This is a genomic window from Shewanella fidelis ATCC BAA-318, from assembly GCF_000518605.1.
GTDB lineage: Bacteria > Pseudomonadota > Gammaproteobacteria > Enterobacterales > Shewanellaceae > Shewanella > Shewanella fidelis.
The window spans coordinates 164,820-189,722 of the sequence record NZ_JADX01000014.1 but is presented as its reverse complement, the minus strand read 5'-3'; the positions used below and the strand labels follow the sequence as shown (position 1 = coordinate 189,722).

18 protein-coding genes are annotated in these 24,903 nt (G+C 43.1%); 13 read left to right on the top strand and 5 right to left on the bottom strand.

Translation table 11 applies throughout. The features are described 5' to 3' along the window. Window positions 1-31 precede the first annotated feature (31 nt). The 3 genes from msbA to L884_RS22800 are packed head-to-tail and all read left to right on the top strand — an operon-like array spanning window position 32 to window position 3,045. Complete coding sequence (gene msbA / locus L884_RS0108035) at window positions 32-1,855, top strand: lipid A export permease/ATP-binding protein MsbA (protein WP_028767011.1); 1,824 nt, start codon at window positions 32-34, stop codon at window positions 1,853-1,855. Further along, the gene (gene lpxK, locus L884_RS0108030; protein WP_028767010.1) at window positions 1,856-2,860 is read left to right on the top strand and encodes a tetraacyldisaccharide 4'-kinase; all 1,005 of its coding nucleotides are present in this window, start codon (window positions 1,856-1,858) and stop codon (window positions 2,858-2,860) included. A gap of 11 nt (window positions 2,861-2,871) precedes the next feature. After that, window positions 2,872-3,045 carry a Trm112 family protein gene (locus L884_RS22800; RefSeq protein WP_084221416.1) on the top strand — a complete coding sequence of 58 codons (174 nt, stop codon included), beginning with the start codon at window positions 2,872-2,874 and terminating at the stop codon, window positions 3,043-3,045. A gap of 51 nt (window positions 3,046-3,096) precedes the next feature. Here the strand turns inward: L884_RS22800 and L884_RS0108020 are convergent, their stop codons facing one another. The 5 genes from L884_RS0108020 to L884_RS0108000 form a co-directional block, all read right to left on the bottom strand. Next, window positions 3,097-3,678, bottom strand: coding sequence for a carbohydrate binding domain-containing protein (locus tag L884_RS0108020; protein WP_028767009.1), 582 nt, complete (start codon window positions 3,676-3,678; stop codon window positions 3,097-3,099). A 302-nt stretch (window positions 3,679-3,980) separates the two neighbouring features. After that, the gene (locus L884_RS0108015; protein ID WP_028767008.1) at window positions 3,981-7,052 is read right to left on the bottom strand and encodes an efflux RND transporter permease subunit; all 3,072 of its coding nucleotides are present in this window, start codon (window positions 7,050-7,052) and stop codon (window positions 3,981-3,983) included. Next, window positions 7,049-10,354 (bottom strand): efflux RND transporter permease subunit, encoded by a 3,306-nt coding sequence (locus tag L884_RS0108010; RefSeq protein WP_028767007.1) that lies wholly within the window; start codon window positions 10,352-10,354, stop codon window positions 7,049-7,051. The genes L884_RS0108015 and L884_RS0108010 overlap by 4 nt, the downstream gene beginning before the upstream one ends. 22 nt (window positions 10,355-10,376) lie before the next feature. After that, window positions 10,377-11,444 carry an efflux RND transporter periplasmic adaptor subunit gene (locus L884_RS0108005; protein WP_028767006.1) on the bottom strand — a complete coding sequence of 356 codons (1,068 nt, stop codon included), beginning with the start codon at window positions 11,442-11,444 and terminating at the stop codon, window positions 10,377-10,379. A gap of 358 nt (window positions 11,445-11,802) precedes the next feature. Continuing rightward, window positions 11,803-13,092, bottom strand: coding sequence for a citrate synthase (locus tag L884_RS0108000; RefSeq protein ID WP_028767005.1), 1,290 nt, complete (start codon window positions 13,090-13,092; stop codon window positions 11,803-11,805). 411 nt (window positions 13,093-13,503) lie between these two features. On the opposite strand from L884_RS0108000, the gene sdhC reads away from it, so the two are divergent. The 10 genes from sdhC to L884_RS0107950 all read left to right on the top strand — a co-directional run bounded on the left by sdhC (window position 13,504) and on the right by L884_RS0107950 (window position 24,878). Beyond that, entirely contained in the window at window positions 13,504-13,899 is a 396-nt protein-coding gene (sdhC, locus tag L884_RS0107995; protein ID WP_028767004.1) for a succinate dehydrogenase cytochrome b556 subunit, read from the top strand. Continuing rightward, window positions 13,893-14,240 (top strand): succinate dehydrogenase, hydrophobic membrane anchor protein, encoded by a 348-nt coding sequence (sdhD, locus tag L884_RS0107990; protein WP_028767003.1) that lies wholly within the window; start codon window positions 13,893-13,895, stop codon window positions 14,238-14,240. The genes sdhC and sdhD overlap by 7 nt, the downstream gene beginning before the upstream one ends. Next, a complete protein-coding gene (sdhA, locus tag L884_RS0107985) occupies window positions 14,241-16,007 on the top strand; it encodes a succinate dehydrogenase flavoprotein subunit (RefSeq protein WP_028767002.1) in 1,767 nt (588 codons plus the stop codon). It abuts the gene before it with no gap. Window positions 16,008-16,019: 12 nt separating this feature from the next. Continuing rightward, on the top strand, window positions 16,020-16,727 hold the full coding sequence (locus L884_RS0107980) for a succinate dehydrogenase iron-sulfur subunit (protein ID WP_028767001.1): 708 nt from the start codon (window positions 16,020-16,022) through the stop codon (window positions 16,725-16,727). Window positions 16,728-16,933: 206 nt separating this feature from the next. Further along, on the top strand, window positions 16,934-19,753 hold the full coding sequence (gene sucA, locus L884_RS0107975) for a 2-oxoglutarate dehydrogenase E1 component (RefSeq protein WP_028767000.1): 2,820 nt from the start codon (window positions 16,934-16,936) through the stop codon (window positions 19,751-19,753). Between the two features lie 33 nt (window positions 19,754-19,786). Beyond that, window positions 19,787-20,983, top strand: a complete 1,197-nt coding sequence (odhB, locus tag L884_RS0107970; RefSeq protein WP_028766999.1) for a 2-oxoglutarate dehydrogenase complex dihydrolipoyllysine-residue succinyltransferase — start codon at window positions 19,787-19,789, stop codon at window positions 20,981-20,983. 78 nt (window positions 20,984-21,061) lie between these two features. Further along, window positions 21,062-22,228, top strand: coding sequence for an ADP-forming succinate--CoA ligase subunit beta (gene sucC / locus L884_RS0107965; RefSeq protein ID WP_028766998.1), 1,167 nt, complete (start codon window positions 21,062-21,064; stop codon window positions 22,226-22,228). Further along, window positions 22,228-23,100: a succinate--CoA ligase subunit alpha gene (sucD, locus tag L884_RS0107960; protein WP_028766997.1), complete on the top strand. Its 873-nt coding sequence runs from the start codon at window positions 22,228-22,230 to the stop codon at window positions 23,098-23,100. Before sucC ends, sucD begins: the two co-directional genes overlap by 1 nt. Before the next feature lie 278 nt (window positions 23,101-23,378). Beyond that, window positions 23,379-23,687, top strand: a complete 309-nt coding sequence (locus L884_RS0107955; protein WP_028766996.1) for a hypothetical protein — start codon at window positions 23,379-23,381, stop codon at window positions 23,685-23,687. Window positions 23,688-23,957: 270 nt separating this feature from the next. Next, window positions 23,958-24,878, top strand: a complete 921-nt coding sequence (locus L884_RS0107950) for an AEC family transporter (protein ID WP_028766995.1) — start codon at window positions 23,958-23,960, stop codon at window positions 24,876-24,878. The last annotated feature ends 25 nt before the right edge of the window (window positions 24,879-24,903 follow it).

The window sequence follows — 24,903 nt, the reverse complement described above, 5'->3', positions numbered from 1 at the left end:
ATGCTTCTTTTGCCAATATGTTAATTTCTCAATGACAACATCTTCTAAAAGTGAAGTTTGGACTGTATTTAAGCGTTTACTTGGTTATTTAAAGCCACTTAAAGCAGTGCTTGCTTTAGCCATTTTCGGCCTAGCTATGTATGCCCTTGTAGATGCAACCTTTATCGCGGTGATTAAACCCTTTATTGATGAAGGCTTTGGTGGTCAGGCTGGACAAGCAGCCCAAGCAACGGGTGGATTTGGCAGTATCGATTTTGGTACTGGAGCCGGTTTCAATTCCGATAATGATGTCTTGCTTATCGCTCCTTTAGTCGTTATCGGCTTATTTTCATTGCGCGGTTTGGCCAATTTCCTATCGACTTATTGCATCTCTTATATGAGTGCGCGGGTGATAATGGACATGCGTCAAGAAGTTTTTGAACATTACCTGACACTGCCCGTTAGCTATATGGATAAAGAAAATACCGGTAATCTTATTTCCCGGGTGACCTATGACACTGAACAGATCGCCCGAGCGTCAGGTAGCGCATTGATTACTATTGTTCGCGATAGTATTACTGTGATCGGCATGATAACGATCATGTTTTACTTTTCTTGGAAATTGTCTTTAGTCATTTTAGTCGTTGGCCCGATTATTGGCTTAGTGATCACTGTCGTGAGTCGTCGTTTCCGTAAAGTATCCAAGCAAATTCAAACTGCCATGGGCGGGGTTACTGCTGCGACAGAACAAATGATCAAAGGCCATAAGAATGTGTTGTCTTTTGGTGGTCAACAGACTGAAGCCGAGCGCTTCGCTAAAGTAAACAATCAAAATCGCTATCAAACAATGAAGCTTGCGACAGCACAAGCAATCAGCCAGCCTTTGGTTATGATTATTGGCTCGTTTGCTTTAGCTTTTGTGCTCTATGCTGCCAGCTTAGATAGCATGAAAGATGAGCTCACTGCCGGTACTTTTGCAACAATTTTGGCTGCAATGCTAGCTATGTTGCAACCTATTAAAAACTTGACCCGGGTGAACGCTGAATTTCAGCGCGGTATTGCTGCTTGTACAACGGTCTTTGAATTACTTGATACAGAACCAGAAAGTGACAAAGGAACCTATGAAGTTGAGCGAGTAAAAGGTGACTTAGCATTCAATCAAGTTGACTTTAGCTACCCAGGTCAAGAGAAACTGGCATTAAATGGGATCGACTTTAAGGTTGAGCAAGGTCAAACTCTGGCTTTAGTTGGCCGCTCAGGCTCCGGCAAGTCCACGATTGCGAGCTTAGTTACACGTTTTTATACTGGCTTAAGTGCAGGTGAAATTACCCTTGATGGCCATAATATTGATGACTTCAAACTTACAAATTTGCGTAGTCAGGTGGCTTTAGTATCTCAACAGGTCACCTTATTTAATGACTCTATTGCCAATAATATTGCTTATGCTTATCCAGGTGTAGCAACGAGAGAGCAGATCATCGAAGCGGCTACGTTAGCGCATGCTATGGAGTTTATCGAGCCTTTACCTGAAGGCTTAGATACCCAAATTGGTGAGAATGGCGTAAACCTTTCTGGCGGGCAAAGACAACGTATTGCTATTGCTAGAGCGATTTTACGTAATGCACCTGTGCTTATTCTTGATGAAGCAACTTCTGCGCTTGATACCGAGTCTGAAAAAGCGATTCAGCAAGGTCTTGATAACTTACGTCAGAACCGTACCTCCGTGGTCATTGCTCACCGCTTGTCAACGATTGAAAGCGCCGACCAAATCTTGGTTGTTGATCAAGGCAAGATTGTTGAGCGCGGAAATCATGCGACATTATTGGCGCAAGGCGGCGTATACGCGAATCTATATCAGATGCAGTTTGGAAGCTAAATGCAGGCTTGGGTTAATAAATTATGGTATCAAGGTCATCCACTGAGATTTTTGCTTTGGCCTTTGTCATTGCTGTTTGCGGTTATTACAGGTGTAAGACGCCAGCTTTTTAAGTTTGGACTAAAACAAGCGACTAAGTTGCCTGTACCTGTGATTATTGTTGGTAATATAACTGTAGGTGGTAGTGGTAAAACACCAATGGTGATTTATCTTATTGAGCTACTGCGCAAGCAAGGGTTTAAGCCAGGTGTAATTAGTCGTGGTTATGGTGTTGATATCGAAGGCGTTCGCGCGGTAAGACCTGGCGACTTAGCTATGAATGTTGGCGATGAACCAGCAATGATAGTTGCACGTACCCAAGTCCCTATGGTTGTTGGCGCAAAACGTGTCGATGCGGCTCAAAAATTATTATCTGATTTTGATGTAGACATTATTATTAGTGATGATGGATTACAACATTATCAACTCGTGCGAGATATCGAGCTAGTTATATTGGATGGTGAGCGTGGTCTTGGTAATGGCATGTTATTGCCTGCAGGGCCACTACGTGAAGGTGCATGGCGTTTACAGAGTGTCGATCAAGTGATCGTTAATGGCGTAAGTAATAGCACTACAGCAACTTTTGCCAATGAGCAAAGCATGCAGCTTCAACCCACTAAGTGGCTGCCGGTCTCTACAACAAGTGAAGCCTGTGCGCCAACGGTTAATGATGCTTTAGTCGCCATGGCTGGCATTGGTAACCCACAGCGTTTTTTTAATTCATTGATAGAGCAGGGTTATCAAGTTAGTCAAACACAGGCATTTGATGATCACAGTCGCTACAGCGAGAGCGTATTAGATGAGCTAGCAAGTGGTCGTTTGTTAGTGATGACAGAAAAAGATGCGGTGAAATGTCGCGATTTTGCAAAAGATAACTGGTGGTATCTCGCAGTTGATGCGAAGCTATCTTCCTCATTTGATAAACAACTATTGGCGAAAATTAATAAGCTAGTAGCAGATAAGTAAAGGCATTCAAAATGGCATTTGATAAAAAATTACTCGAAATCGTTGCGTGTCCAGTGTGTAAAGGCAAACTTGAATACAACAAAGAAGCACAGCAGCTGATCTGTAAGGCTGACAAATTGGCTTATCCTATCAATGATGGCATTCCAGTTTTATTAGAAAACAAAGCAGAGCCTTTGGCTGAATAGTTTTGTTGCATTAAAAAAGCGCCGTAAGGCGCTTTTTTAATGGGAGAATTCCTAGCGAATTAATTCAATTGCTTTGACTTGTAGTGTTGCCTCTCCGCCATGTTTATCTGTCATGCTAGGGGTTAAGTAGAGAGCGTTGATCTCATTAAGTACTATGCCATGGTCTACCGAACTTTTAGGAGTCCAGTCTGGGCGTGCAAAATCATTGAAATCGACTTCGACGGTATGCCAATCACTGCTTGCTGGAAGTTTTGTTTGGTAGTGAGCATAAGTCTTATCACCGTCTTTACCGTAATGTGATTGCGATAGTTTTATCAGTAGTGGGATATCACATTTATAGGTAAGGCTGATCTTTTTTGTACCTGCTAAAGTCGCCGCTTCAGGCGTGTAAATAACCTCAACCCAAGAATTCCGTTCAGCATCCACTCTAGGTATACGTTTAAAGTTTACCCATACTCCTTCGTTGGTGATCATTTGATTACGAAATGTGGCTGTACTGCCGTAAGGATCTGTAGCATAACTCCATTGAGAAGGAATTAGTGGTGCAGTTTGGACTGTAGCTAGGCTTGTTGGAGTGTTTAATAGTGACGCAGTGGTTAAGCCAACCAATATAAATTTCACAAACGGGTTCATGATTATCCTTATCATAGAATTACAATGCTTTTTAAGTGTGCCAGAAGCGGATTAAAGCAAGGTTAATTGAAATTAGGATAACAAATTTCTATTTCAATATTGTCTTATTTTATAAACAGTTATTTTTATTACTTCCTATTCAACGGTCCACGTTACTGTATAATTTATGCAGACTAACACGAAAAAAAAGACCAAAACCAGTAAAGGTTTTGGTCTTATGTGTAAGTGAGCTGACTAAGCCGCAGATGACTTGAAAGCGATGCTCATAGTGATACTTACCGCTGTGTTAAAAAACTCGAGCGTTAGGCATTATTCATCCAAGGTAATAGTTTTCTTGAAATTTTATCTGCTTGGCCTAAACGTACCGCACTGTTATAACGCATTCTGTAAAGTGCTTGATAACAGAGTGGTACTAGATACAAGCTGGTCACCGTAGAGAAGGTTAGTCCACCGATAATAGCAATGGCCATCGGTGAGTATGAAGGCCCACCGCCACCAAGTTGAGTATCTCCCATCGCGAGTGGAACTAAACCTAACACTGTGGTGCCAACCGTCATTAATACCGGACGTAATCGGGTATAGCATACAGCACTAATTGCATCGGAAAGCTCATCTAATGTCGGTGACATTTGATTAATTTGATCCACCAGAACAATGCCGTTGTTCACCACTATGCCCATTAAGATCAAAATACCTATCATTGCCATGATAGACATGGGGGTACCAGTAAATAGTAATGCCCAAAACACGCCTGTTATCGAAAATAAAATTGAAGTAATAATCGCTGTTGGTAGCAAAAGCGATTCAAAAAGTGCTGCCATTACGATATAAATCATGGCAATCGCTAAGATCATGTTAGTCGCCATGACGGCTTCGTCTTCATCCTGCTTCTGAAAACCGCCGCGCAGTGTATAACCATATCCTGCTGGAAAGTTAACGCTATCCATGACTTGAGTGATTTTCTCTTGTGCCTGCTCTGTTGTAAGTTCATCTAAATTGGCACCAATTGAAAGAGCGGTTTGTCTATCGTAATGCCTGATGGTGTCAAAGCGTGGTAAGATCTCTACTTTAGCTAAGCTAGATAGAGTATAAACGCGGTTATCGATGCGGATCACAGGCAACTGCTTTAGTCGCTCTAACGATAAACGCCATTGTTGTTCATATGCCATCTCTATGCGCAATTCACCACTCGGATCATGCCGAAATGAGCGCAGTGGAGTACCGCGCAGTGCCATTGAAATACTTGAGGCGACTTCATTGAGCTTAAGATCTAACCTAGCAGCCATTTGACGATCAATACGGATCACCACCTCTTGTTGAGCACCACTCAGCTCGGAACGCACATCGGTTAAACCTTCAATACTACTTAATAGCGGAACAACTTGCTGACTGATGCGAATAAGTTCAGAGGTTGAGCGACCTGTGAGTGATACCCGCACACCGTTATTCTCACCGCCCCAACCAAACTGTGGCTTGGCTATAGCAAATTTAGGAAAGCCTTCACGTATGGTTTTTTTCAGTGCTTTCATATCGACATCAAGATCTTCTTTTAAAATTAGCGTCGATTGGCCGCGATCTGCAGAGAAATAGCTGTAAACGGAGTCGATATGGAACTTTTCTTTATTTGCATAGAGATAGGTTTCCATTTTAGTAATCATAGCTTCTGTTACATTTAAACTATGCCGTCCCTCTACTTGATAGTTGATATACAAACGGTTATTACCTTCGCCATCAGATTGATCTTGGCTTACCATGCTAAGTGGTAATGCGGTTGATGCTAGAATTATTAAGGCAAATACACCTGATAGCCTTGGGTGAGCTAAAATCCAATCAAGGCTTTTTTGGTAACGGGTTTGTAAGCGACTTGACCTAGTTTTAGATTTGGCTGAAAAGTTTAACTTGCTTAACATTAATGGCAGCAGCGTTTTGGCGACCAATAATGAAGCTGCTAACGAAATACAAATAGCGATTGCTACATGCTCTAAGAAAATAGTTAGCTCGACTTTAACGCCAAAGATATTGGGTAAAAACACTATGGCAGTGGTAAGCGTACCGGCAAGTACAGCAAGGGATACCTTATCGACGCCACGTAAAATCGCGCTGCTTTTGATGGCTTGAGCTACGTTAGCGCCTGTAGTTTCAGCTTGCTTTTCTTGTAGCACACTTTCGGTAACAACAACTGCATTATCAATAAGCATACCAACGGCGAGCAGTAAGCCCATCATAGATAAAATATTGAGGCTGTAACCTAAAAAATACATCGCCGCGAGTGTCATACAAATTGCGATAGGCACAGATGACACGATAACTAATGTCATTTTTAGATCACGCAGAAATAGGTATAAAACCACAAACGAGAGTAAGGCACCAATTAAGCCTGCCGCAAGCAAATCACGTAATGATGACGTCACACCATAGGCTTGATCTTCCATAACAAACAGTTTGATACCATCAAATTGTGAGTTTTGTTTCGCTTCATCGATAACCTTCATTACCCGCTTAGATACATCGACCAGATTGGCACCAGACTCCTTAAATACATCAAGGCCAACTGCGTAATTTTGATCTAGATGGCGTCCATCTAAGCGTTCGGGCAGTGAAAAGCTGACATCTGCAATATCACCCAAAGTCAGACCTTGAGCGATGACAATCGCATTAATATCATCTAAATTTCTAAATTCGCCCTTTGGTGAAACTTGATAAACACGTGATTGAGTTTTAAGTACACCAGCATTAATGACGAAGTTTTGCTGTTGCAGTCGATTGTTCAATGCTTGCACCGAAATATTACTCGCAGCAAGTTTGTCTGCGTTGATGCGAATTTCGATTTGTTTCTGCTCGACGCCATATAAAGTGACTTGCGATACACCTTGCACGCGTTCAAGGGGCTTTTTCAGTTGCTTATCAAGTAAGTCAAATGCACTTGAAAGCTCTCGGTCACTGGATATTCGTAAATTAAGTACTGGCATGTCAGCAGTACTAAACTGACGAATAAATACCCGTTCAACATCTCTCGGTAACAAATGACGCACGGCATCGACTTTTTCACGGGCTTCTAAGCTTTTGGTTGCTACGTTTTGGCCCCATTTCATTCTCAAATCAATCTCAGCGCCGTTTTGAGAAGAGCTTGAGCGCATCTCCTCAATTCCGCTCATTGTTGCTAATGACTCCTCTAATATATTGGTGATATCGCGTTCAACCTCTGCAGGCGTCGAGCCTTTATAAGGTACTTCGACAATGACTTGCGGTATGTCGATCCCTGGGAACATTTCAAGAGGTAATAACCTACTTGAAGCGAGACCAAATAACAGTATTGCCACAAAAAACATGGTAGTTGTAACCGGTCTGGCTAAGGCAAAGCGGGTGATATTCATGCTTGGCCTCCTGTAAGTGTTGGGCTATGGTCAGGATCGGTTAGCTCGTTATTTGTGAGGTTTAACTCGTTATCAAATTTTTTTCGATCAAAAACGGCATACAGTACTGGAATAACAACTAAGGTGAGTACGGTCGAGAGGCATAAACCAAAGATAACCGTAATCGCCATTGGTGCACGAACCTCACTGCCATCACCAAGACCAAATGCCATTGGCGATAGTCCAAGAGCTGTCGTCATTGTGGTCATAATAATCGGACGCAAGCGTGATTTCGCAGCGTTTGATATTGCAGTTATTTTTTCTTCACCACTTTGACGTAGTTGGTTAATTCTATCGACAAGAACAATGGCATTATTTACTACAATGCCAGCCAACATAATAAGGCCGATAAACACAACGACACTCAAATGAGTTTGGGTGATGAACAAGCCGAAAATACTGCCGCCCACAGCCATTGGTACAGCAATAAGAATAAGTAGCGGATGCAACAATGACTCAAATTGACTGGCCATAACTAAGTAAACTAAGAATACCGCTAATACTAAGGCTATCTGCAGTGATTTAAATGAATGTTCCATCTCTTCATTTTGGCCGCCAAAACGAGTTTGAATTGACGTCGGTAGAGTCTGTTGAGCTAAAATTTCACGGGCAGTCATTACCGCATCACTGAGATCGCCATAGGCTAAATTAGCAGAGACAATAGCAACTCGTTGCTGGCTAATACGGTTGATAGCAGATGGGCCTAGTTTTAAACTGACATCAGCAACAGCGCTTAATGAGATGGGATGACTACTATTCGGGTTAATGATCATCGCATCGATATCGCTAATTTGATCACGCTCGTCCAGATCACTGCGTACTAAAATGTCAATCTTACGATCACGTACTGTGTACTGACTGGCAACTGTGCCGCCAATACGTTGTGCAATACGATTAGCAACCATAGGCGCGTCCATTCCGAGGGCAGCCAGGCGCTGATGGTCAAACCGTATACTTAGCTCTGGTTGGCCGTCACGTAAACTGGTGTTGATATCGGCAAAGCGGTCTGAATCACCTAGAGCGTTAACTAGGTTGTCCGCGGTTTGTTTTAATTGATCTAAGTCATAACCTATCAGCTCAATTTCTAATGGTGTTTTAAAGCTAAATAGCTCAGGGTGCTGCACTTTTGCTTCCAGCTCAGGTATACGCATTGCGGTTGTTCTGAGCTTATCGGCAACGGCATCAAAAGCATCTGGATCACTAAGAACAACTTGTAAACGTCCCCAGTTTTCACCACCGCGAGAGGTATCTGAGGTCATTAAACCGCCGCTACCAGCTTGGCTATAAGCATGTTTTACATCAGCTCTATCTTTTATTGATAGCGCTAATTTACGTAAGACTCGGTCTGTTTGGGTAACTTCAGTTCCTGGAGGCAGTAAAATCTCCACATAAAACTCACCTTGGTTCATAGGTGGAATTAGCTCCATACCAAGGCGTGGAACAAGTAACGCTGCACTGGCGGTAACAGTTAGCGCCATTACTAAAGTGAGCGTCCTAAATCTTAACGCCGCAGCTAGTAGCTTATGGTACAAGTTTTCTACGACACGATAACACCAGTTAAAGGCTGCGCTTATTGGGCGCATGACAAGTCCTATTAACCAAGAAACGCAGCGAGTGACAATCAAGGTTAATGTGAGTAGGGCACTTGGCAGGTAATTGAATAATAATACAAATGGGAATGAAAACACGGTTGCACTATAGTGCTTCAATTTAGCCATTTTAGTTGTAGGCTTAGGTTTTGCAGCTTTTTCAAGTAATGGTGGCAAAGCTTTAAAGCCTTCGCGAGAAGCCAGCATTGGAATAGTCGTTAACGCCACAAGTAATGAGGCAAGTAGGGCAAAGGTGACAGTTAATGCTTGATCTGAAAATAGCGCACCGGCAACACCATCGACAAATACTAACGGAATAAAGACTGCTAGTGTGGTTAAGGTTGAAGCAAAGATAGCCCCTGCAACTTCTTTTGTACCAGTGACTGCAGCATCAAGTCGATTCATTCCTAGTGTTTTACAGCGATCGATGTTTTCAAGTACAACAATGGCATTATCAACCAAGAGTCCCACGGCTAAGGCTATTCCGCCAAGTGACATAATATTGAGACTGATATCCGCAAAATACATCATATTGAAGGTGGCAATAACCGAAAATGGAATAGAGATAGAAATAATCAGAGTGGGAATAATATCTCTTAAGAATAGGTAGATAACTAACATTGCAAGTAAACTACCAATGAGAGCGGCACTGGTTACTTCTTTTACGGCACTTTCAATAAATTCAGACTGATCGTAAATAACGCTTAACTCGCCTTTAGCATTGCTTGCGTTTAATTTATTGAGTTCGCTGGTCACTTTACGTGCAACCGCAACAGTGTTGGCGTCACCTTCTTTATAAATTGCCAGTTCAATTGATTCTTTATCGCCAATTCGAGTGACGTCATTACGCTCTTTAAATGCATCAACAATCGTTGCTACTTCAAACAGGCGCACTAATGTTTGCTCATCCCGATAGATCACGATTTGGCCAAGCTCATCAAGTGAGTTGAATTGGTTAAGAGTACGCACTAAATACTCTTTGTCGCCTTGAATCACTTTACCCGCAGAGAGGTTAATGTTTTCTTCAGCGATACGATTACGAATAAGCTCGGCGCTTAAATTTAGTTGGGTGAGTTTTTGCTGATTTAATTGAATGTGTACTTCTTGCTGCAAACCACCAGAAAGACGGACTGCCGCAACTCCAGTTAACGATTCTAATTGGCGTTTAAGTTCTTCTTCTGCGTAGGTACGCATCTGCTTAAGTTGAGTTTGACTCATCTCGCCATTAGCGCTATCAGCAACCGGCGCGGCAAGTGCTAAGCGTACAATAGGATCAAGGTTAGGATTAAAGCGCAGTAGCAGCGGCTTTTTAACATCAAGTGGTAGTTCAATGGTATCGAGCTTTTCTCGTACATCGAGACTTGCCATGTCCATGTCTGTGCCCCATTCAAATTCAAGTACCACATCAGACATACCTGAACGTGAAATTGAGCTTATTTTTCTTAAGCCTTTTACAATTCCGGCAGCTTCTTCAATGGGTTTAGACACTAACTGCTCAACTTCAACTGGCGCCGCGCCGACATATTGTGTTCGAATGGTAATTGTAGGGTAGCTTAAGTCCGGTAACAGTTTTACAGCAAGGCGAGAGAACCCCACCATGCCAAACAGAATTACCGCAAACATAAACATCCAAACTGTAACAGGCCGGTTGACCGCTGTTTTTATAATAGACATATCGTGCTCCGCAGTTTGTAAACTATTTAGCTGACGCTAATTCTGTAGAATTGATTACTTCAACTAAAGATTGGTCTTTAAGGTTTTGCTGACCACGAATTACAATCTGCTCACCAGGCTCGATACCGCTAACGACTTCAACAGTATCGGCTTCGCGATAACCAAGTGACACACTGCGGCGATTGGCGTTTTCACCATCAATGACATATAAGGCGTATTCGTTATCTTGATTCACTAATGCGTTATAAGGCACAGTGATAACATTGGTGTGAGTGTCATATTTAAGCTCAACTCGGGTAAACATCCCAGCTTTTAGTGTGGCATTTTTATTAGGAACAGAAAGTGTCACTTTGAAAGTGCCGCTTTGTGCGTCGACAATCGGGCTGATCCGCAGCACAGTGGCATGCGTGGTTTGCTCTGTGTGTTTATTCGCATAAATCTCAGCATCTTGGCCTAATCGTAAATGTTGTAATTGCTGTTCTGGTAAGTGGACGATGCCATAGAGCTCGTCTTGATTGACCACGTAAAAAAGCTCATCAAACTCTTTTGCCATGTTGCCTGATTTCACAAAGCGAGTGGCTATAACGCCGTCGATTGGTGAGCGGATCATGCTTTCTTGAACATAAAGAGCGGCTAAGTCACGCTTAGCGATTGCTGCTTGCAAGTTGTATTCAAGCTTTGCCATTGAGTCGGCACTGAAAAACTCTTTATTGTTTATTTTCTTTAGGCGATTAAGCTCCTGCTCGATAATTTCCACTTCTGCTTGAGATCTATCTAAATCAAATTTTTGTCTTTTTGAATCAATAATGGCAAGTAACTGGCCTTTTTTTACTCTATCGCCTTCTTCGACTTGTAGCGACTCAATTAATCCGGCAACACGAGTAACGACTTTTGCTTCTTGAGGAGCTTCTAGGGTGGCGGTTGTACTGTAGAAAGAAGATACATCACCTTGCACTACGGTAGTGGTTTCCACCGGTACAGCGTACTTTTCTTCCTCCTTTTGTTGCTCTTCGTTACCACCACAGCCAGTCAATAACGTAGCAGTTAATAGTAGGGGGAGAATAATAGTGTTTTTATTTAACGCTTCCATGTAAGCAGACCTTAATCTAATTGTTCCAATGGCAGTGATAAAGCACAATGTGTGCCATGTATTAAACTTTATGTTTATCAGTAGCTTACGAATCTTGTGCGCAACATTTAAAATGTGTTTAGTTAATATGTAGCGAAAATGTACATATGTTGGCTTTTTTAACGAATGTTACATTTGGTATTACAGCTGATTGAGCAAATTGAGATTGCTATAAGGCGGGTGAGAAGGGGAGACTATTATTAAAGTAGAAATATTTTCATGATAGTGCATTAAAAAAGGCACTCAATGAGTGCCTTTTGAACATGCTATAAATGCGTTTTGAGTGACGAATTCAATCCGCAAATAGTTAGTATTTTAATTAATCACGTTTATCAAGCTCAACAAAATCACGCTTAGCATCACCAGTGTATAGCTGGCGAGGACGACTGATCTTGTGACCTGGTTGATCTAGCATCTCTTTCCAGTGTGCAATCCAACCAACTGTACGCGCAAGCGCGAATAGTACGGTGAACATGCTTGTTGGAATACCAATCGCTTTCATGATGATCCCTGAGTAGAAATCAACGTTTGGATAAAGCTTCTTAGATACGAAATACTCGTCTTCCAGTGCTATGCGCTCAAGTTCCATTGCCACATCTAACAGTGGATCATTAACCTTAAGTTCAGCAAGCACTTCATGACATGTTTCACGCATGACTTTAGCGCGAGGATCAAAGTTCTTGTAAACACGGTGACCAAAGCCCATTAGACGGAAAGGATCTTCTTTATCCTTGGCACGTGCGATGAACTCAGGAATACGGTCAACAGTGCCGATCTCTTCAAGCATATTCAAGCATGCTTCGTTAGCACCACCGTGTGCAGGACCCCATAATGACGCAATACCCGCTGCAATACATGCAAATGGGTTCGCCCCTGAAGAACCTGCTAAACGTACAGTAGAGGTTGAAGCGTTTTGCTCGTGATCTGCGTGCAGAATAAAGATGCGATCCATTGCACGCTCAACGATTGGGTTAACCTTGTATTCTTCACAAGGTACGCCAAACATCATGCTTAGGAAGTTGCCTGCGTAGCTGAGTTCATTACGTGGGTAAACAAACGGTTGGCCGATTGAATACTTGTAACACATAGCGGCGATCGTCGGCATCTTAGACACTAAACGGAATGCAGCAATTTCACGATGGCGTTCATCGTTCACATCCAAAGAGTCTTGGTAAAATGCAGAAAGTGCACCAGTTACACCACATAACATGGCCATTGGGTGAGCATCACGTCTGAAACCTCTGAAGAAGGCTGCAAGTTGCTCATTCACCATAGTGTGTGTTTTTACAGTATGCTCAAATGTTTGGTACTGAGCTTTATTTGGCAATTCTCCGTAAAGAAGCAAATAACATAAATCTAAATAGTCAGACTCTACTGCCAATTGTTCGATTGGGTAACCACGATGAAGCAGTACGCCTTTTTCACCGTCGATATAGGTAATCGCTGATTCACAGGATGCGGTCGCAAGAAATCCTGGATCAAAAGTAAAGTGACCTTTGCTACCTAGTTTACTGATATCAATTACATCAAAGCCTGCCGTACCCTCTTTAATAGGCAGCTCGATTGATTCATTCCCTGGTAGTTCTAACTTGGCTATATTGTCAGCCATACCCCATTCTCCTTACTTCATTCTTATTGAGTGCGGCTTATCAAACGACATTACTTTACAGTGAATCTAGATCACATTTCAATTTAAATAAGCGTTTAAATTAATTAGACCATGGTCTTATTTTTGTCTAAGCGCCTGTACCAGTGGGGATTGGCTATATTTTTTTACCAAAAAAACAAAATTTGCATAATGTGATGTTTGTATTTGACATTTCACCCACGTATACTTGCCGCAGCTCAGAAGAGCTGCACACATTAGCGATAAGTTATCACTTTTTTACGTGCTTAATTAGTGGTTGCTAAATCTGTTAAATGTTTGTTTCAAGTTTTCTTTTGTGAAAGTTTCAAACCGTGAGAACGATCACTGTTTGGAATTTGAGCAAAAGCGGTTCGTATAACAAAAATTAGCTCAATTGAGCAGAGTGAGCAGAACGTGAAAAAGCAAAGACCTGTCCATTTAGATCTGCAGACCATACGCTTCCCTGCAACTGCGATTGCGTCCATTCTTCATCGTGTTTCGGGCGTCATCATGCTGTTTGCCGTTGGAATTCTTATTTGGTTGCTTAATGAATCATTAGCATCACCTGAGAGTTTCGTAGGCGTTCAATCTCTTTTTGATAACTTCGTCGTTAAGTTCATCATCTGGGGAATTCTTACCGCGCTGGGTTATCACTTGATTGTGGGTATTCGCCACTTAGTGATGGACGCTGGCTACTGGGAAGAACTTTCTTCTGGTGTTGCTTCGGCTAAAGTCGCTATTGCATTAGCAGTAGTGTTTTCAATCATTGCGGGGATTTGGGTATGGTAACTAACGCAGCAAGTCTTGGTCGCAGCGGTGTCCATGACTTTATACTTATACGTGCAAGTGCAGTAGTCCTAGCCTGTTACACCATCTTTTTGGTTGGGTTTATTGCATGTAGCTCTCCACTAACCTATGACGCTTGGCATGGCTTATTTAGCGCATTGCCAATGAAAATCTTTACCCTACTTGCGCTAGTCGCAGTGTTGGTACATGCCTGGATCGGTATTTGGCAAGTATTAACAGATTATGTAAAGAGTGTTTCTCTACGTGGTGTACTTCAGTTTGTTTTTGTCGTAGCAGCCTTCAGTTATTTGGCAGCAGGCATTTTGATAGTGTGGGGTGTTTAAGTGGCTATTCCAGTTCGCGAATTTGACGCGGTTGTGATCGGTGCTGGTGGCGCCGGTATGCGAGCCGCTCTACAGATCTCTAAAGAAGGTAAGAGCTGTGCGCTTTTATCAAAAGTATTCCCAACTCGTTCTCATACTGTATCTGCACAGGGTGGTATTACTGTTGCACTGGGTAATGCCCACGAAGATCACTGGGAACAGCACATGTACGATACCGTAAAAGGTTCTGATTTTATCGGAGACCAAGAAGCGATTGAGTTCATGTGTAAGACTGGCCCTGAAGCGGTTATCGAACTTGAGCATATGGGTCTACCATTCTCACGTTTCGAAAACGGCAAAATCTACCAACGTCCATTTGGTGGTCAGTCTAAAAACTTTGGTGGTGAGCAAGCGGCTCGTACAGCGGCAGCTGCTGACCGTACTGGTCATGCATTACTGCACTGCCTATATCAACAAAACGTTAAACATAAGACTGAAGTCTTTTCTGAGTGGTATGCACTCGACTTAGTCAAGAATGAAGACGGTGTAATTGTTGGCTGTACTGCAATTGAAATTGAAACCGGTGAAATCGTTTACTTCAAAGCTAAAGCAACAATTTTAGCTACCGGTGGTGCAGGGCGAATTTACGCGTCAACCACAAATGCTCATATTAACACTGGTGATGGTGTTGGTATGGCGATGCGTGCTGGCGTGCAGATGCAAGACATGGAAATGTGGCAGTTCCACCCAACGGGTATTGCTGGCGCTGGTGTACTTGTAACTGAAGGTTGTCGTGGTGAAGGTGGTTACCTGCTAAACAAAGACGGCGAGCGTTTTATGGAGCGTTACGCACCTAACGCAAAAGATTTGGCATCACGTGACGTGGTAGCACGTTCAATGATGACAGAAATCCGCGAAGGTCGTGGTCTTGATGGTCCATTAGGTCCGCACTGTCTACTTAAGCTAGATCACTTGGGTAAAGAAACACTAGAAGCACGCTTACCAGGTGTTTGTGAGCTATCGCGTACATTCGCACATATTGATCCTGCTGATGGTCCAATTCCTGTTTTACCAACATGTCACTACATGATGGGTGGCTTGCCAGCAAAAGTAAGTGGCCAAGTTATTCGTCAAAATAGTGATGGCAGCGAAGAAGATGTGACTGGTCTATTTGCAGTTGGTGAAATTGCGTGCGTTTCGGTACACGGAGCTAACCGACTGGGTGGTAACTCATTGTTAGATCTTGTAGTATTTGGTCGAGCAGCGGGTCAACACTTAGGTAAAGCGTTAGACGAAACACCAACGCCAAAAGATGCTTCTCAAGCTGAAATTGACGCATCACTAACACGTTTGAATCGTTGGGAAAGTAACAAAGATGGCGAAGATCCTGCGGTGATCCGTAAAGATTTACAACTTTGTATGCAGCTGAACTTCTCTGTATTTAGAAGTGGTGATGCGATGGCTGAAGGCCTGAAAGAGCTTAAAGTGATTCGTGAGCGTTTAGCCAATGCTAAGCTTTCTGACAACTCAACTGAATTTAATACTCAACGTATTGAGTGCTTAGAGTTAGATAACTTGATGGCTACAGCGATTGCAACGGCAACTGCTGCTAATTTCCGCACAGAAAGTCGCGGCGCACATTCTCGTGAAGACTATTTAGACCGAGATGATGATAACTGGTTATGTCACAGTATTTATGACCCAGTAACCGAGCTTATGTCAAAGCGTGATGTCAACATGGAGCCAAAACTTCGTGATGCATTCCCGCCAATTAAGCGTACCTACTAAGGAGAAGACCCGATGAAATTGGAATTTGCAGTTTATCGCTACAATCCTGATGTAGACACTAAGCCATACATGAAGGATTACAGCGTAGAAGTTCAAGAAGGTACCGATATGATGGTCCTTGATGCACTTTTAAAGCTAAAAGAACAAGATCCGACACTGGCGTTTAGACGCTCATGCCGTGAAGGTGTATGTGGAAGTGACGGTATCAACATGAATGGTAAAAACGGTCTAGCGTGTATCACGCCTGTTTCTACCTTCAAGGGTAAAAAAATCGAGATCCGTCCGCTGCCAGGTATGCCAGTCGTGCGTGATTTGATTGTTGATTTGACCCAGTTCTACACCCAGTATGAAAAGATTAAGCCTTATTTGATTAACGATGATAAAACGCCGGCGCGTGAGCATTTGCAATCTCCAGAGGAACGTGAACATCTAGATGGGCTTTATGAGTGCATCATGTGTGCATGTTGTTCTACGGCATGTCCTTCGTTCTGGTGGAACCCTGATAAGTTCATCGGCCCAAGTGGTTTGTTGCACGCATACCGTTTCTTGATTGATAGCCGTGATACGGCAACAGAGGAACGTTTATCAGGTCTTGATGATGCGTACAGCGTATTCCGTTGTCACGGCATCATGAACTGTGTTGACGTTTGTCCTAAAGGGCTTAATCCAACTAAAGCAATTGGACACATTAAGTCTATGTTGCTACAGAGAGCCGTTTAAATGCAGTACCAAGAGCCGATATTGATATAGCTCTATATGAGTCACTTTCTTATGTGGAGAGTGACTCTTTTTGTGTCAAGGAAGACAAATATAAATAAGATCTGGAACTCTAGGGGCTACAGAGATTACAGACATTAGAGATGACTCGAACCGTCTGTATTAATGACTTTGGCTAAGCACGTGTATACAGTTTGAAAGGAATAGAAATGCACCAAGGCATCATGAAAGCCTGGCTCGAATCGTCACACCTTAATGGCGCAAATTCGACCTATGTAGAAGAGATGTATGAAGCCTATCAAGTCGACCCGCAGTCAGTAACAGAAGACTGGCGTGTCGTGTTTGATAACCTCCCTCTAGTTAACGGTACGTCAAAAGATGTACCTGAAGCTGCCCACTCTAAAGTACGTGACTATTTCCGCAGTCTTGCATTAGAAGGACGTCAAAAAGGTTCACCTAAGGTGACCGATCATGAAGTCGATGCAAAACAGGTTAAAGTCCTACAGCTGATCAACGCGCACCGTTTCCGTGGTCATCAGAATGCCAATTTAGATCCGCTTGACATATGGAAGCGAGATAAGGTTTCTGAGTTAGACCCAGCATTTCATGGCTTAGATAGCGATGATATGCAGCGCCAGTTTAATACGGGATCGTTCGCTCATGGTGGTGAAACCATGAAGCTTGAAGATCTGGTTAAAGCACTAAAAACGACTTATTGTGGTTCTATTGGTGCCGAGTATATGCATATTACCGATACTGATGAAAAGCGTTGGATCCAGCAACGTCTTGAGCCATCTCTCGGTGCGGCAAATTACTCTAAAGCAGATAAAACCCGAATTCTCGAAGGTCTTAACGCCGCAGAAGGTATGGAAAAATACCTAGGTGCTAAGTTCCCTGGTGCAAAACGCTTCTCACTTGAAGGCGGCGATGCACTTGTTCCTATGATGCGTGAAATCATCTACCGTGCAGGTGATGCTGGTACCAAAGAAGTGGTTATTGGTATGGCACACCGCGGCCGCTTAAACGTATTAGTTAACATTCTTGGTAAGAAGCCTTCTGAGTTATTTGATGAGTTTGCTGGTAAGCACAGCGATATTAACGGTAGTGGTGATGTTAAGTATCACCAAGGTTTCTCATCTGATTTTGAAACGCCAGGTGGTAATGTTCACCTAGCGCTTGCCTTTAACCCATCTCATTTAGAGATTGTTAACCCAGTAGTCATGGGATCTGTGCGTGCGCGTTTAGACCGTCGTGGTTGTGATACTGGCCGCCAAGTGATGCCTATTACCATTCATGGTGACTCGGCGATTACCGGTCAGGGCATTGTGCAAGAAACCTTTAACATGTCACAAACTCGTGCTTTTAGAGTCGGTGGCAGTATCCGCATCGTAGTCAACAACCAAGTTGGTTTTACCACTAACTTAACTGAAGACGTTCGCTCGACTGAGTACTGTACTGATATCGCGAAAATGGTGCAGGCACCGATTTTCCACGTTAATGCAGATGATCCTGAGGCGGTAGCCTTTGTTGCACAACTTGCTGTTGATTACCGCAATGAGTTCAAGCGTGATGTGGTGATTGATTTAGTTTGTTATCGCCGTCATGGCCATAACGAAGCTGATGAGCCGAGTGCTACTCAGCCTCTTATGTATGCAAAAATTAAGAAGCACCCAACACCAAGAAAGATCTACGCAGACCGCTTAATCGCTGAAAACACCTTAGGTAGTGACGAGGTTACTGCTATGGTGAACGATTACCGTGATGCGCTAGATGGTGGTGACTGTGTGGTTAAAGAGTGGCGTCCAATGACGTTGCATTCTGTTGACTGGAGTCCATACATTGGTGCTGAGTGGGATGACAGTTACGATGCTAAGTTACCGATTGACCGTGTTAAGCATTTAGCTGAAAAAATTAGTTATGTGCCTGAAAGCCACAAGTTGCAATCACGTGTAGCTAAGATCTATAAAGATCGTTTAGCCATGGCCTCTGGTGAGAAGCTGCTTGATTGGGGCTTTGCTGAAACCTTAGCCTATGCGTCTATTCTTGAAGATAACAAGCGCATTCGTATTACAGGTCAAGACTCTGGTCGTGGTACTTTCTTCCATCGTCACGCGGTGCTGCATAATCAAAATGATGCTACTGCGTATATGCCACTGCGTAATATCGCTGATGAGCAAGGGCCAATCGATATTACTGACTCAGTGTTATCTGAAGCATCAGTATTGGCGTTTGAATATGGTTACGCAACCGCTGAACCTGTAGGTCTTACTTTGTGGGAAGCGCAGTTTGGTGACTTTGCTAACTGTGCACAAGTGGTAATCGATCAGTTCCTATCATCTGGCGAGCAAAAGTGGGGCCGTCTATGTGGTCTTACAATGTTGCTACCTCATGGTTATGAAGGTCAGGGACCTGAGCACTCAAGCGCACGTCTAGAACGTTTCTTACAGCTTTGTGCTAACCATAATATGCAAGTTTGTGTGCCATCTACACCGGCACAGGTTTACCATATGCTGCGCCGTCAGGTGGTACGCCCTATGCGTCGTCCTTTGGTGGTTATGTCACCTAAGTCATTGCTGCGTCATCCATTAGCCGTTTCTAGTATGGAAGAACTTGCTGAAGGTTCATTCCAGAACATTATCGGCGAAATTGATGAATTAAATGCAAGTAAAGTCGATAGAGTCGTATTTTGTAGCGGAAAGGTTTACTTTGAGCTCCTAGAGCGCCGCCGTAAAGAAGGCTTAGAAAATGTGGCACTGATCCGTGTAGAACAGCTTTACCCGTTCCCACACGAAGAAGCAGCAGCAGCGCTTGCTGAATATAGCCATGTTAAAGATTTCGTTTGGTGTCAAGAAGAGCCACAAAACCAAGGTGCTTGGTATTGTAGTCAACACCATTTCTGGAGCGTCATTCCTGCAGGAGCTCAATTGAGTTATGCCGGTCGTGAAGCCTCAGCTGCGCCAGCATGCGGTTACCCTGCATTGCACGCTCAGCAACAAGAATCATTAATCAACAGTGCATTAAAGCTGTAGTAATAGAACATTATATAAGAAGGATCGTAATCCATGAGTATCGAAATTAAGGTACCCGTACTGCCAGAATCTGTTGCTGATGCAACTATTGCGACTTGGCATGTTCAAGCTGGCGAGCAAGTTTCTCGTGATCAAATCCTTGTTGATATTGAAACTGATAAAGTGGTTTTAGAAGTTGTTGCACCAGAAGATGGTCAAATTTCTGAATTTCTAGCGGAAGAAGGTGACACTGTTCTTGGTGAAGCCGTTATCGCAAGTTTTGTTGCGGGCGCAGTTGCAGGTCAAGAAGTGACTAAAGCGCAAGCAGAAGCTTCAGCGCCAGTTGCCGAAGCAACAGATGAGTCTAATGATGCACTAAGCCCGTCAGTACGTCGTTTAATAGCTGAACACAATGTTGATGCAAGTGCTGTTAAAGGCACTGGTGTTGGCGGACGTATTACTAAAGAAGATGTTGAAGCGTTTGTGAAAAACAAGCCAGCAGCATCTGCGCCTGCGGCTGCGACTCCAGCAGCGGTTGCGCCACTTGCTGAGCGTAGCGAAAAGCGTGTACCTATGACACGTCTACGCAAAACAATTGCTAACCGTCTACTTGAAGCGAAAAACTCAACGGCCATGCTAACTACGTTTAACGAAGTTAACATGAAGCCTATTATGGATATTCGTAAGCAATATCAAGAGATTTTCGAAAAGCGCCACGGCATTCGCTTAGGTTTCATGTCTTTCTATGTGAAAGCGGTAACTGAAGCATTGAAGCGTTTCCCTGAAGTTAACGCGTCAATTGATGGTGACGATATTGTTTACCATAACTATTTTGATGTGAGCATTGCGGTATCGACTCCTCGTGGTCTTGTGACACCTGTGTTACGTGACACTGATAAGATGAGCCTTGCTGACATCGAACGTGCTGTTCGCGAACTCGCAATTAAAGGTCGCGACGGCAAACTTACCGTTGATGATATGACTGGCGGTAACTTCACCGTGACTAACGGTGGTGTATTTGGCTCGCTAATGTCGACGCCAATTTTGAACCTGCCACAAAGTGCAATCTTAGGCATGCATGCCATTAAAGATCGCCCAATGGCAGTAAATGGTCAGGTTGAAATCCTGCCTATGATGTACCTAGCGCTTTCTTACGACCACCGTATTGTTGATGGTCGTGAATCAGTTGGTTACTTGGTGGCTATTAAAGACTTCCTAGAAGATCCAACTCGTTTGTTACTTGACCTATAGGCCAAGAACAAACAATACCCTCGTGCAGGCCCATTTGGGCCTGTTGAAATACACAAGAAGTATAATGGATAGATCATCATGAATTTGCATGAATATCAGGCAAAATCTCTATTTGCCGAATATGGTTTACCAGTGTCAGAAGGTTTTGCATGTGATACTGCCCAAGAAGCAGTAGAAGCAGCGGGCCATATTGGCGGTGATATGTGGGTTGTTAAGTGTCAAGTACACGCTGGCGGCCGTGGTAAAGCAGGTGGCGTTAAAGTCACTGGAGATAAAGAAGAGATCCGCGCATTCGCTGAACATTGGTTAGGTAAGAACCTTGTTACTTATCAAACTGATGAGAAAGGTCAGCCAGTTGCTAAAATCTTAGTAGAAAGCTGCACTGACATTGCAAATGAATTGTACTTAGGTGCAGTTGTAGACCGTGCTACACGTCGCGTTGTGTTCATGGCGTCTACTGAAGGTGGTGTGGAAATCGAGACTGTGGCTGAAGAAACGCCAGAGCTAATCCACAAAGCGATTATCGATCCGCTAACCGGTCCACAGCCATACCAAGCACGTGATCTTGGCTTTAAGTTGGGCCTAAACCCAACTCAAATGAAGCAATTCACTAAAGTCTTTATGGGCTTAGCGAAAATGTTTGAAGATCATGATTTCGCACTATTAGAAATTAACCCGCTTGTGATCACTGACGAAGGCAACATCCACTGTCTTGATGGCAAGATTGGTATCGATGGTAACGCGTTATTCCGTCAACCAAAAATCCGTGAAATGCACGATCCATCACAAGATGATGCACGTGAAGCACATGCTGCTAAGTTCGAGCTTAACTATGTTGCACTAGACGGCAACGTTGGCTGCATGGTTAACGGTGCTGGCCTAGCGATGGGTACGATGGATATCGTAAACCTACACGGTGGCAAGCCTGCGAACTTCTTGGATGTAGGCGGCGGAGCGACTAAAGAGCGTGTTGCTGAAGCATTTAAGATCATCCTATCTGACGATAACGTTAAAGCGGTTCTTGTGAACATCTTTGGTGGTATCGTACGTTGTGACATGATTGCTGAAGGCATCATTGGCGCAGTTAAAGAAGTGGGTGTTGAAGTGCCTGTAGTTGTGCGTCTTGAAGGTACTAACGCTGACCTAGGTCGCGATGTATTAGCAAGCTCAGGTCTTGACATTATTGCTGCAGAGTCACTAACAGACGCTGCTGTTAAAGTTGTAGCTGCTGCGGAGGGCAAATAATGTCTGTATTAATTAACAAAGATACTAAAGTTATCTGTCAAGGTTTCACCGGCGGTCAAGGTACATTTCACTCTGAGCAAGCTATTGCTTACGGTACTCAGATGGTTGGTGGTGTATCTCCAGGAAAAGGTGGTCAAACTCACCTTGGATTGCCAGTGTTTAACACTGTTAAAGATGCGGTAGAAGTGACTGGCGCTACAGCTTCAGTTATCTACGTACCGGCACCTTTCTGTAAAGATGCAATTCTAGAAGCAATCGACGGCGGTATTGAGCTAATCGTTTGTATTACTGAAGGGATCCCAACGCTAGATATGCTTCAAGTTAAAGTTAAACTTGAAGAAACTGGCGTTCGCATGATTGGTCCGAACTGCCCAGGTGTTATCACTCCTGGCGAGTGTAAGATTGGTATCATGCCTGGTCACATTCATAAGCCTGGTAAAGTGGGTATTGTGTCGCGCTCTGGTACATTAACCTACGAAGCGGTTAAGCAAACAACTGACGAAGGTTTTGGCCAGTCTACTTGTGTAGGTATTGGTGGTGATCCTATCCCTGGTACTAACTTCATCGACGTATTGGAAATGTTCCAAAACGATCCACTAACAGAAGCAATCGTAATGATTGGTGAAATTGGTGGCACTGCGGAAGAAGAAGCTGCTGAATACATCAAAGCGAACGTAACTAAGCCTGTAGTTTCATACATTGCTGGTGTTACTGCACCTGAAGGCAAGCGTATGGGCCATGCTGGCGCGATTATCGCTGGTGGTAAGGGTACTGCAGAAGATAAGTTTGCGGCTCTTGAAGCGGCAGGCGTAACTACTGTACGTTCACTTGCAGATATCGGTAGTGCTCTACGTACAAAAACAGGTTGGTAATTAATTAACCTCGTTAAAAGGCGCCAATGGCGCCTTTTTTATTGGTTTTTTGAAAGCGATGATTACATAAAGATTTGTTCGCTCAGCGAGGCAATCTTTATACTAACTTAGAGCGTAAACATCGAGGGTTTGCTGGTTATTTTTAGAGTTTAATTTCACACTTACTCTGCTAACTAGAACGAATGGCGATAAATACACCTAATTTAAGCCAAATAATGGCGTAGTTTTAACAATCTGTTATACCTAATTTATCTATAGGGAACTTGTAGGTAGTTTTTATGTCGATGGTTAGCGCGAAAGAGTTTTCAGATTGGTTAAGATTAAGATTTGGCGATATGAATGAAGGTGTCGCACTTACGCGTAAAGATATTAACCAGTTAACAGGACGTCAGAACTTTTCTTCTGAGTTTGTAAACGATATTCATTTTGAGCTGATGCGCCATAACCTGGCGTTCGTCACTGACACATCTCGTGAGCATTTCTACTTAGTGCCGATTAACAAACAGTGTTGGCGAGATCGTTTAGAACAACAGTTTGAAAAGGAGATCTTCTGTAACGTCATACCGTTAAATATTTCCAGTAAGTAGTTAGCCGAAAGTGACAAGGCTTGTAGTCGCAATAAATTAACGAGAGCGCTTTATTTTACTTTTTTATGTTCGTTGTTAGCTGTTAGTTTAGCTCGCTTCATAGAGTTGAGTTTGTTTAATTTACTCACAAATCCCCGTTGTATTTTGTCCTCTCATAACACGGTTTCGATCCTTCACTTAGTTAAATTCGTTTTAACCATATGTCCACGGTAATTGACTCTGTTATCATCCGCCTGCAAATAATTCACTAAAATGCTAGGGTTAAAGTTGATGTCTACGCTGTCGATTATTGTTCCATTACTGTTTATGGCCAGCTTAGGCTACTTTGTAACGGCTAAAGGACCTTTTAGAAAAGAGCACATCGGCGGGATCAGTTTGTTTACTTTCTACCTATCGATTCCTGCATTCTTGTTTTGCAATATGTACAACGCTGATTTAGTAAAAAGCTTTGCACTAGAGAGCCTTTTAGCATTCTATCTACCAGTATTGGCGATATTCGCTATTGGTAGTGGATTGTATTATTGGTCAAAGGACAATGGAGCTTCTGCTAGGTCGCCGATGTTTGGATTATCTTGTAGTTACTCCAACACTATTCTTGTTGGCTTACCCTTGATTGTAGGGGCGTTAGGCGAAGGAGTAATGGGGAATGTTTTCGCCATTATTACATTCCACAGTGCCTTGTTGTTCGCAATGACCTTTTTATTGAGCGCTCGGTTTGGGACAACTGCTCATGGTCTCAGGAATAGTCTAAAAGGGATTGTGGTTAATCCAATAGTGTTAAGTATAACTCTAGGGTTGATATTGAATTTATTTAATGTGCCCTTAAATGATGAGTTATTTAGCGCGCTGAGTTTACTTAGCCAACCCGCGTTAGCGTGTGCCTTGTTTGTTCTTGGGGCTAACTTAAGTTTTTATAAAATCACTAACGACTGGCATTTTGCATTGGTTGCCACCTCAATCAAACTTATCTTATTGCCGCTATGTGTTTATGTTACTGGCCATTATCTATTGGATTTAGCCTCGACTGAACTTGCAATAGTTGTGTTACTGAGCGCTTCGCCGTTAGGGGTTAACGCTTATCTTATTGCCATGCAGGTGCAAGCGCTACAGCCAGTAGTCGCCAGCACAGTGGTGCTTTCAACGTTATTATCAACCTTGACCATGAGTATATGGTTAACTATCTTGCTTTAGCTTGTACGCTTAGGTTTGTTTGTTA

Bases quoted from the DNA above. Each gene is read 5' to 3' on its own strand.
- sucC (WP_028766998.1), top strand. From the start codon at position 21,062: ATGAATTTGCATGAATATCAGGCAAAATCTCTATTTGCCGAATATGGT.
- L884_RS0107955 (WP_028766996.1), top strand. From the start codon at position 23,379: ATGTCGATGGTTAGCGCGAAAGAGTTTTCAGATTGGTTAAGATTAAGA.
- L884_RS0108015 (WP_028767008.1), bottom strand. From the start codon at position 7,052: ATGAATATCACCCGCTTTGCCTTAGCCAGACCGGTTACAACTACCATG.
- L884_RS22800 (WP_084221416.1), top strand. From the start codon at position 2,872: ATGGCATTTGATAAAAAATTACTCGAAATCGTTGCGTGTCCAGTGTGT.
- sdhD (WP_028767003.1), top strand. From the start codon at position 13,893: ATGGTAACTAACGCAGCAAGTCTTGGTCGCAGCGGTGTCCATGACTTT.
- L884_RS0108020 (WP_028767009.1), bottom strand. From the start codon at position 3,678: ATGAACCCGTTTGTGAAATTTATATTGGTTGGCTTAACCACTGCGTCA.
- sucD (WP_028766997.1), top strand. From the start codon at position 22,228: ATGTCTGTATTAATTAACAAAGATACTAAAGTTATCTGTCAAGGTTTC.
- L884_RS0107950 (WP_028766995.1), top strand. From the start codon at position 23,958: ATGTCTACGCTGTCGATTATTGTTCCATTACTGTTTATGGCCAGCTTA.
- L884_RS0108000 (WP_028767005.1), bottom strand. From the start codon at position 13,092: ATGGCTGACAATATAGCCAAGTTAGAACTACCAGGGAATGAATCAATC.
- L884_RS0108010 (WP_028767007.1), bottom strand. From the start codon at position 10,354: ATGTCTATTATAAAAACAGCGGTCAACCGGCCTGTTACAGTTTGGATG.
- sucA (WP_028767000.1), top strand. From the start codon at position 16,934: ATGCACCAAGGCATCATGAAAGCCTGGCTCGAATCGTCACACCTTAAT.
- odhB (WP_028766999.1), top strand. From the start codon at position 19,787: ATGAGTATCGAAATTAAGGTACCCGTACTGCCAGAATCTGTTGCTGAT.
- msbA (WP_028767011.1), top strand. From the start codon at position 32: ATGACAACATCTTCTAAAAGTGAAGTTTGGACTGTATTTAAGCGTTTA.
- L884_RS0107980 (WP_028767001.1), top strand. From the start codon at position 16,020: ATGAAATTGGAATTTGCAGTTTATCGCTACAATCCTGATGTAGACACT.
- L884_RS0108005 (WP_028767006.1), bottom strand. From the start codon at position 11,444: ATGGAAGCGTTAAATAAAAACACTATTATTCTCCCCCTACTATTAACT.
- lpxK (WP_028767010.1), top strand. From the start codon at position 1,856: ATGCAGGCTTGGGTTAATAAATTATGGTATCAAGGTCATCCACTGAGA.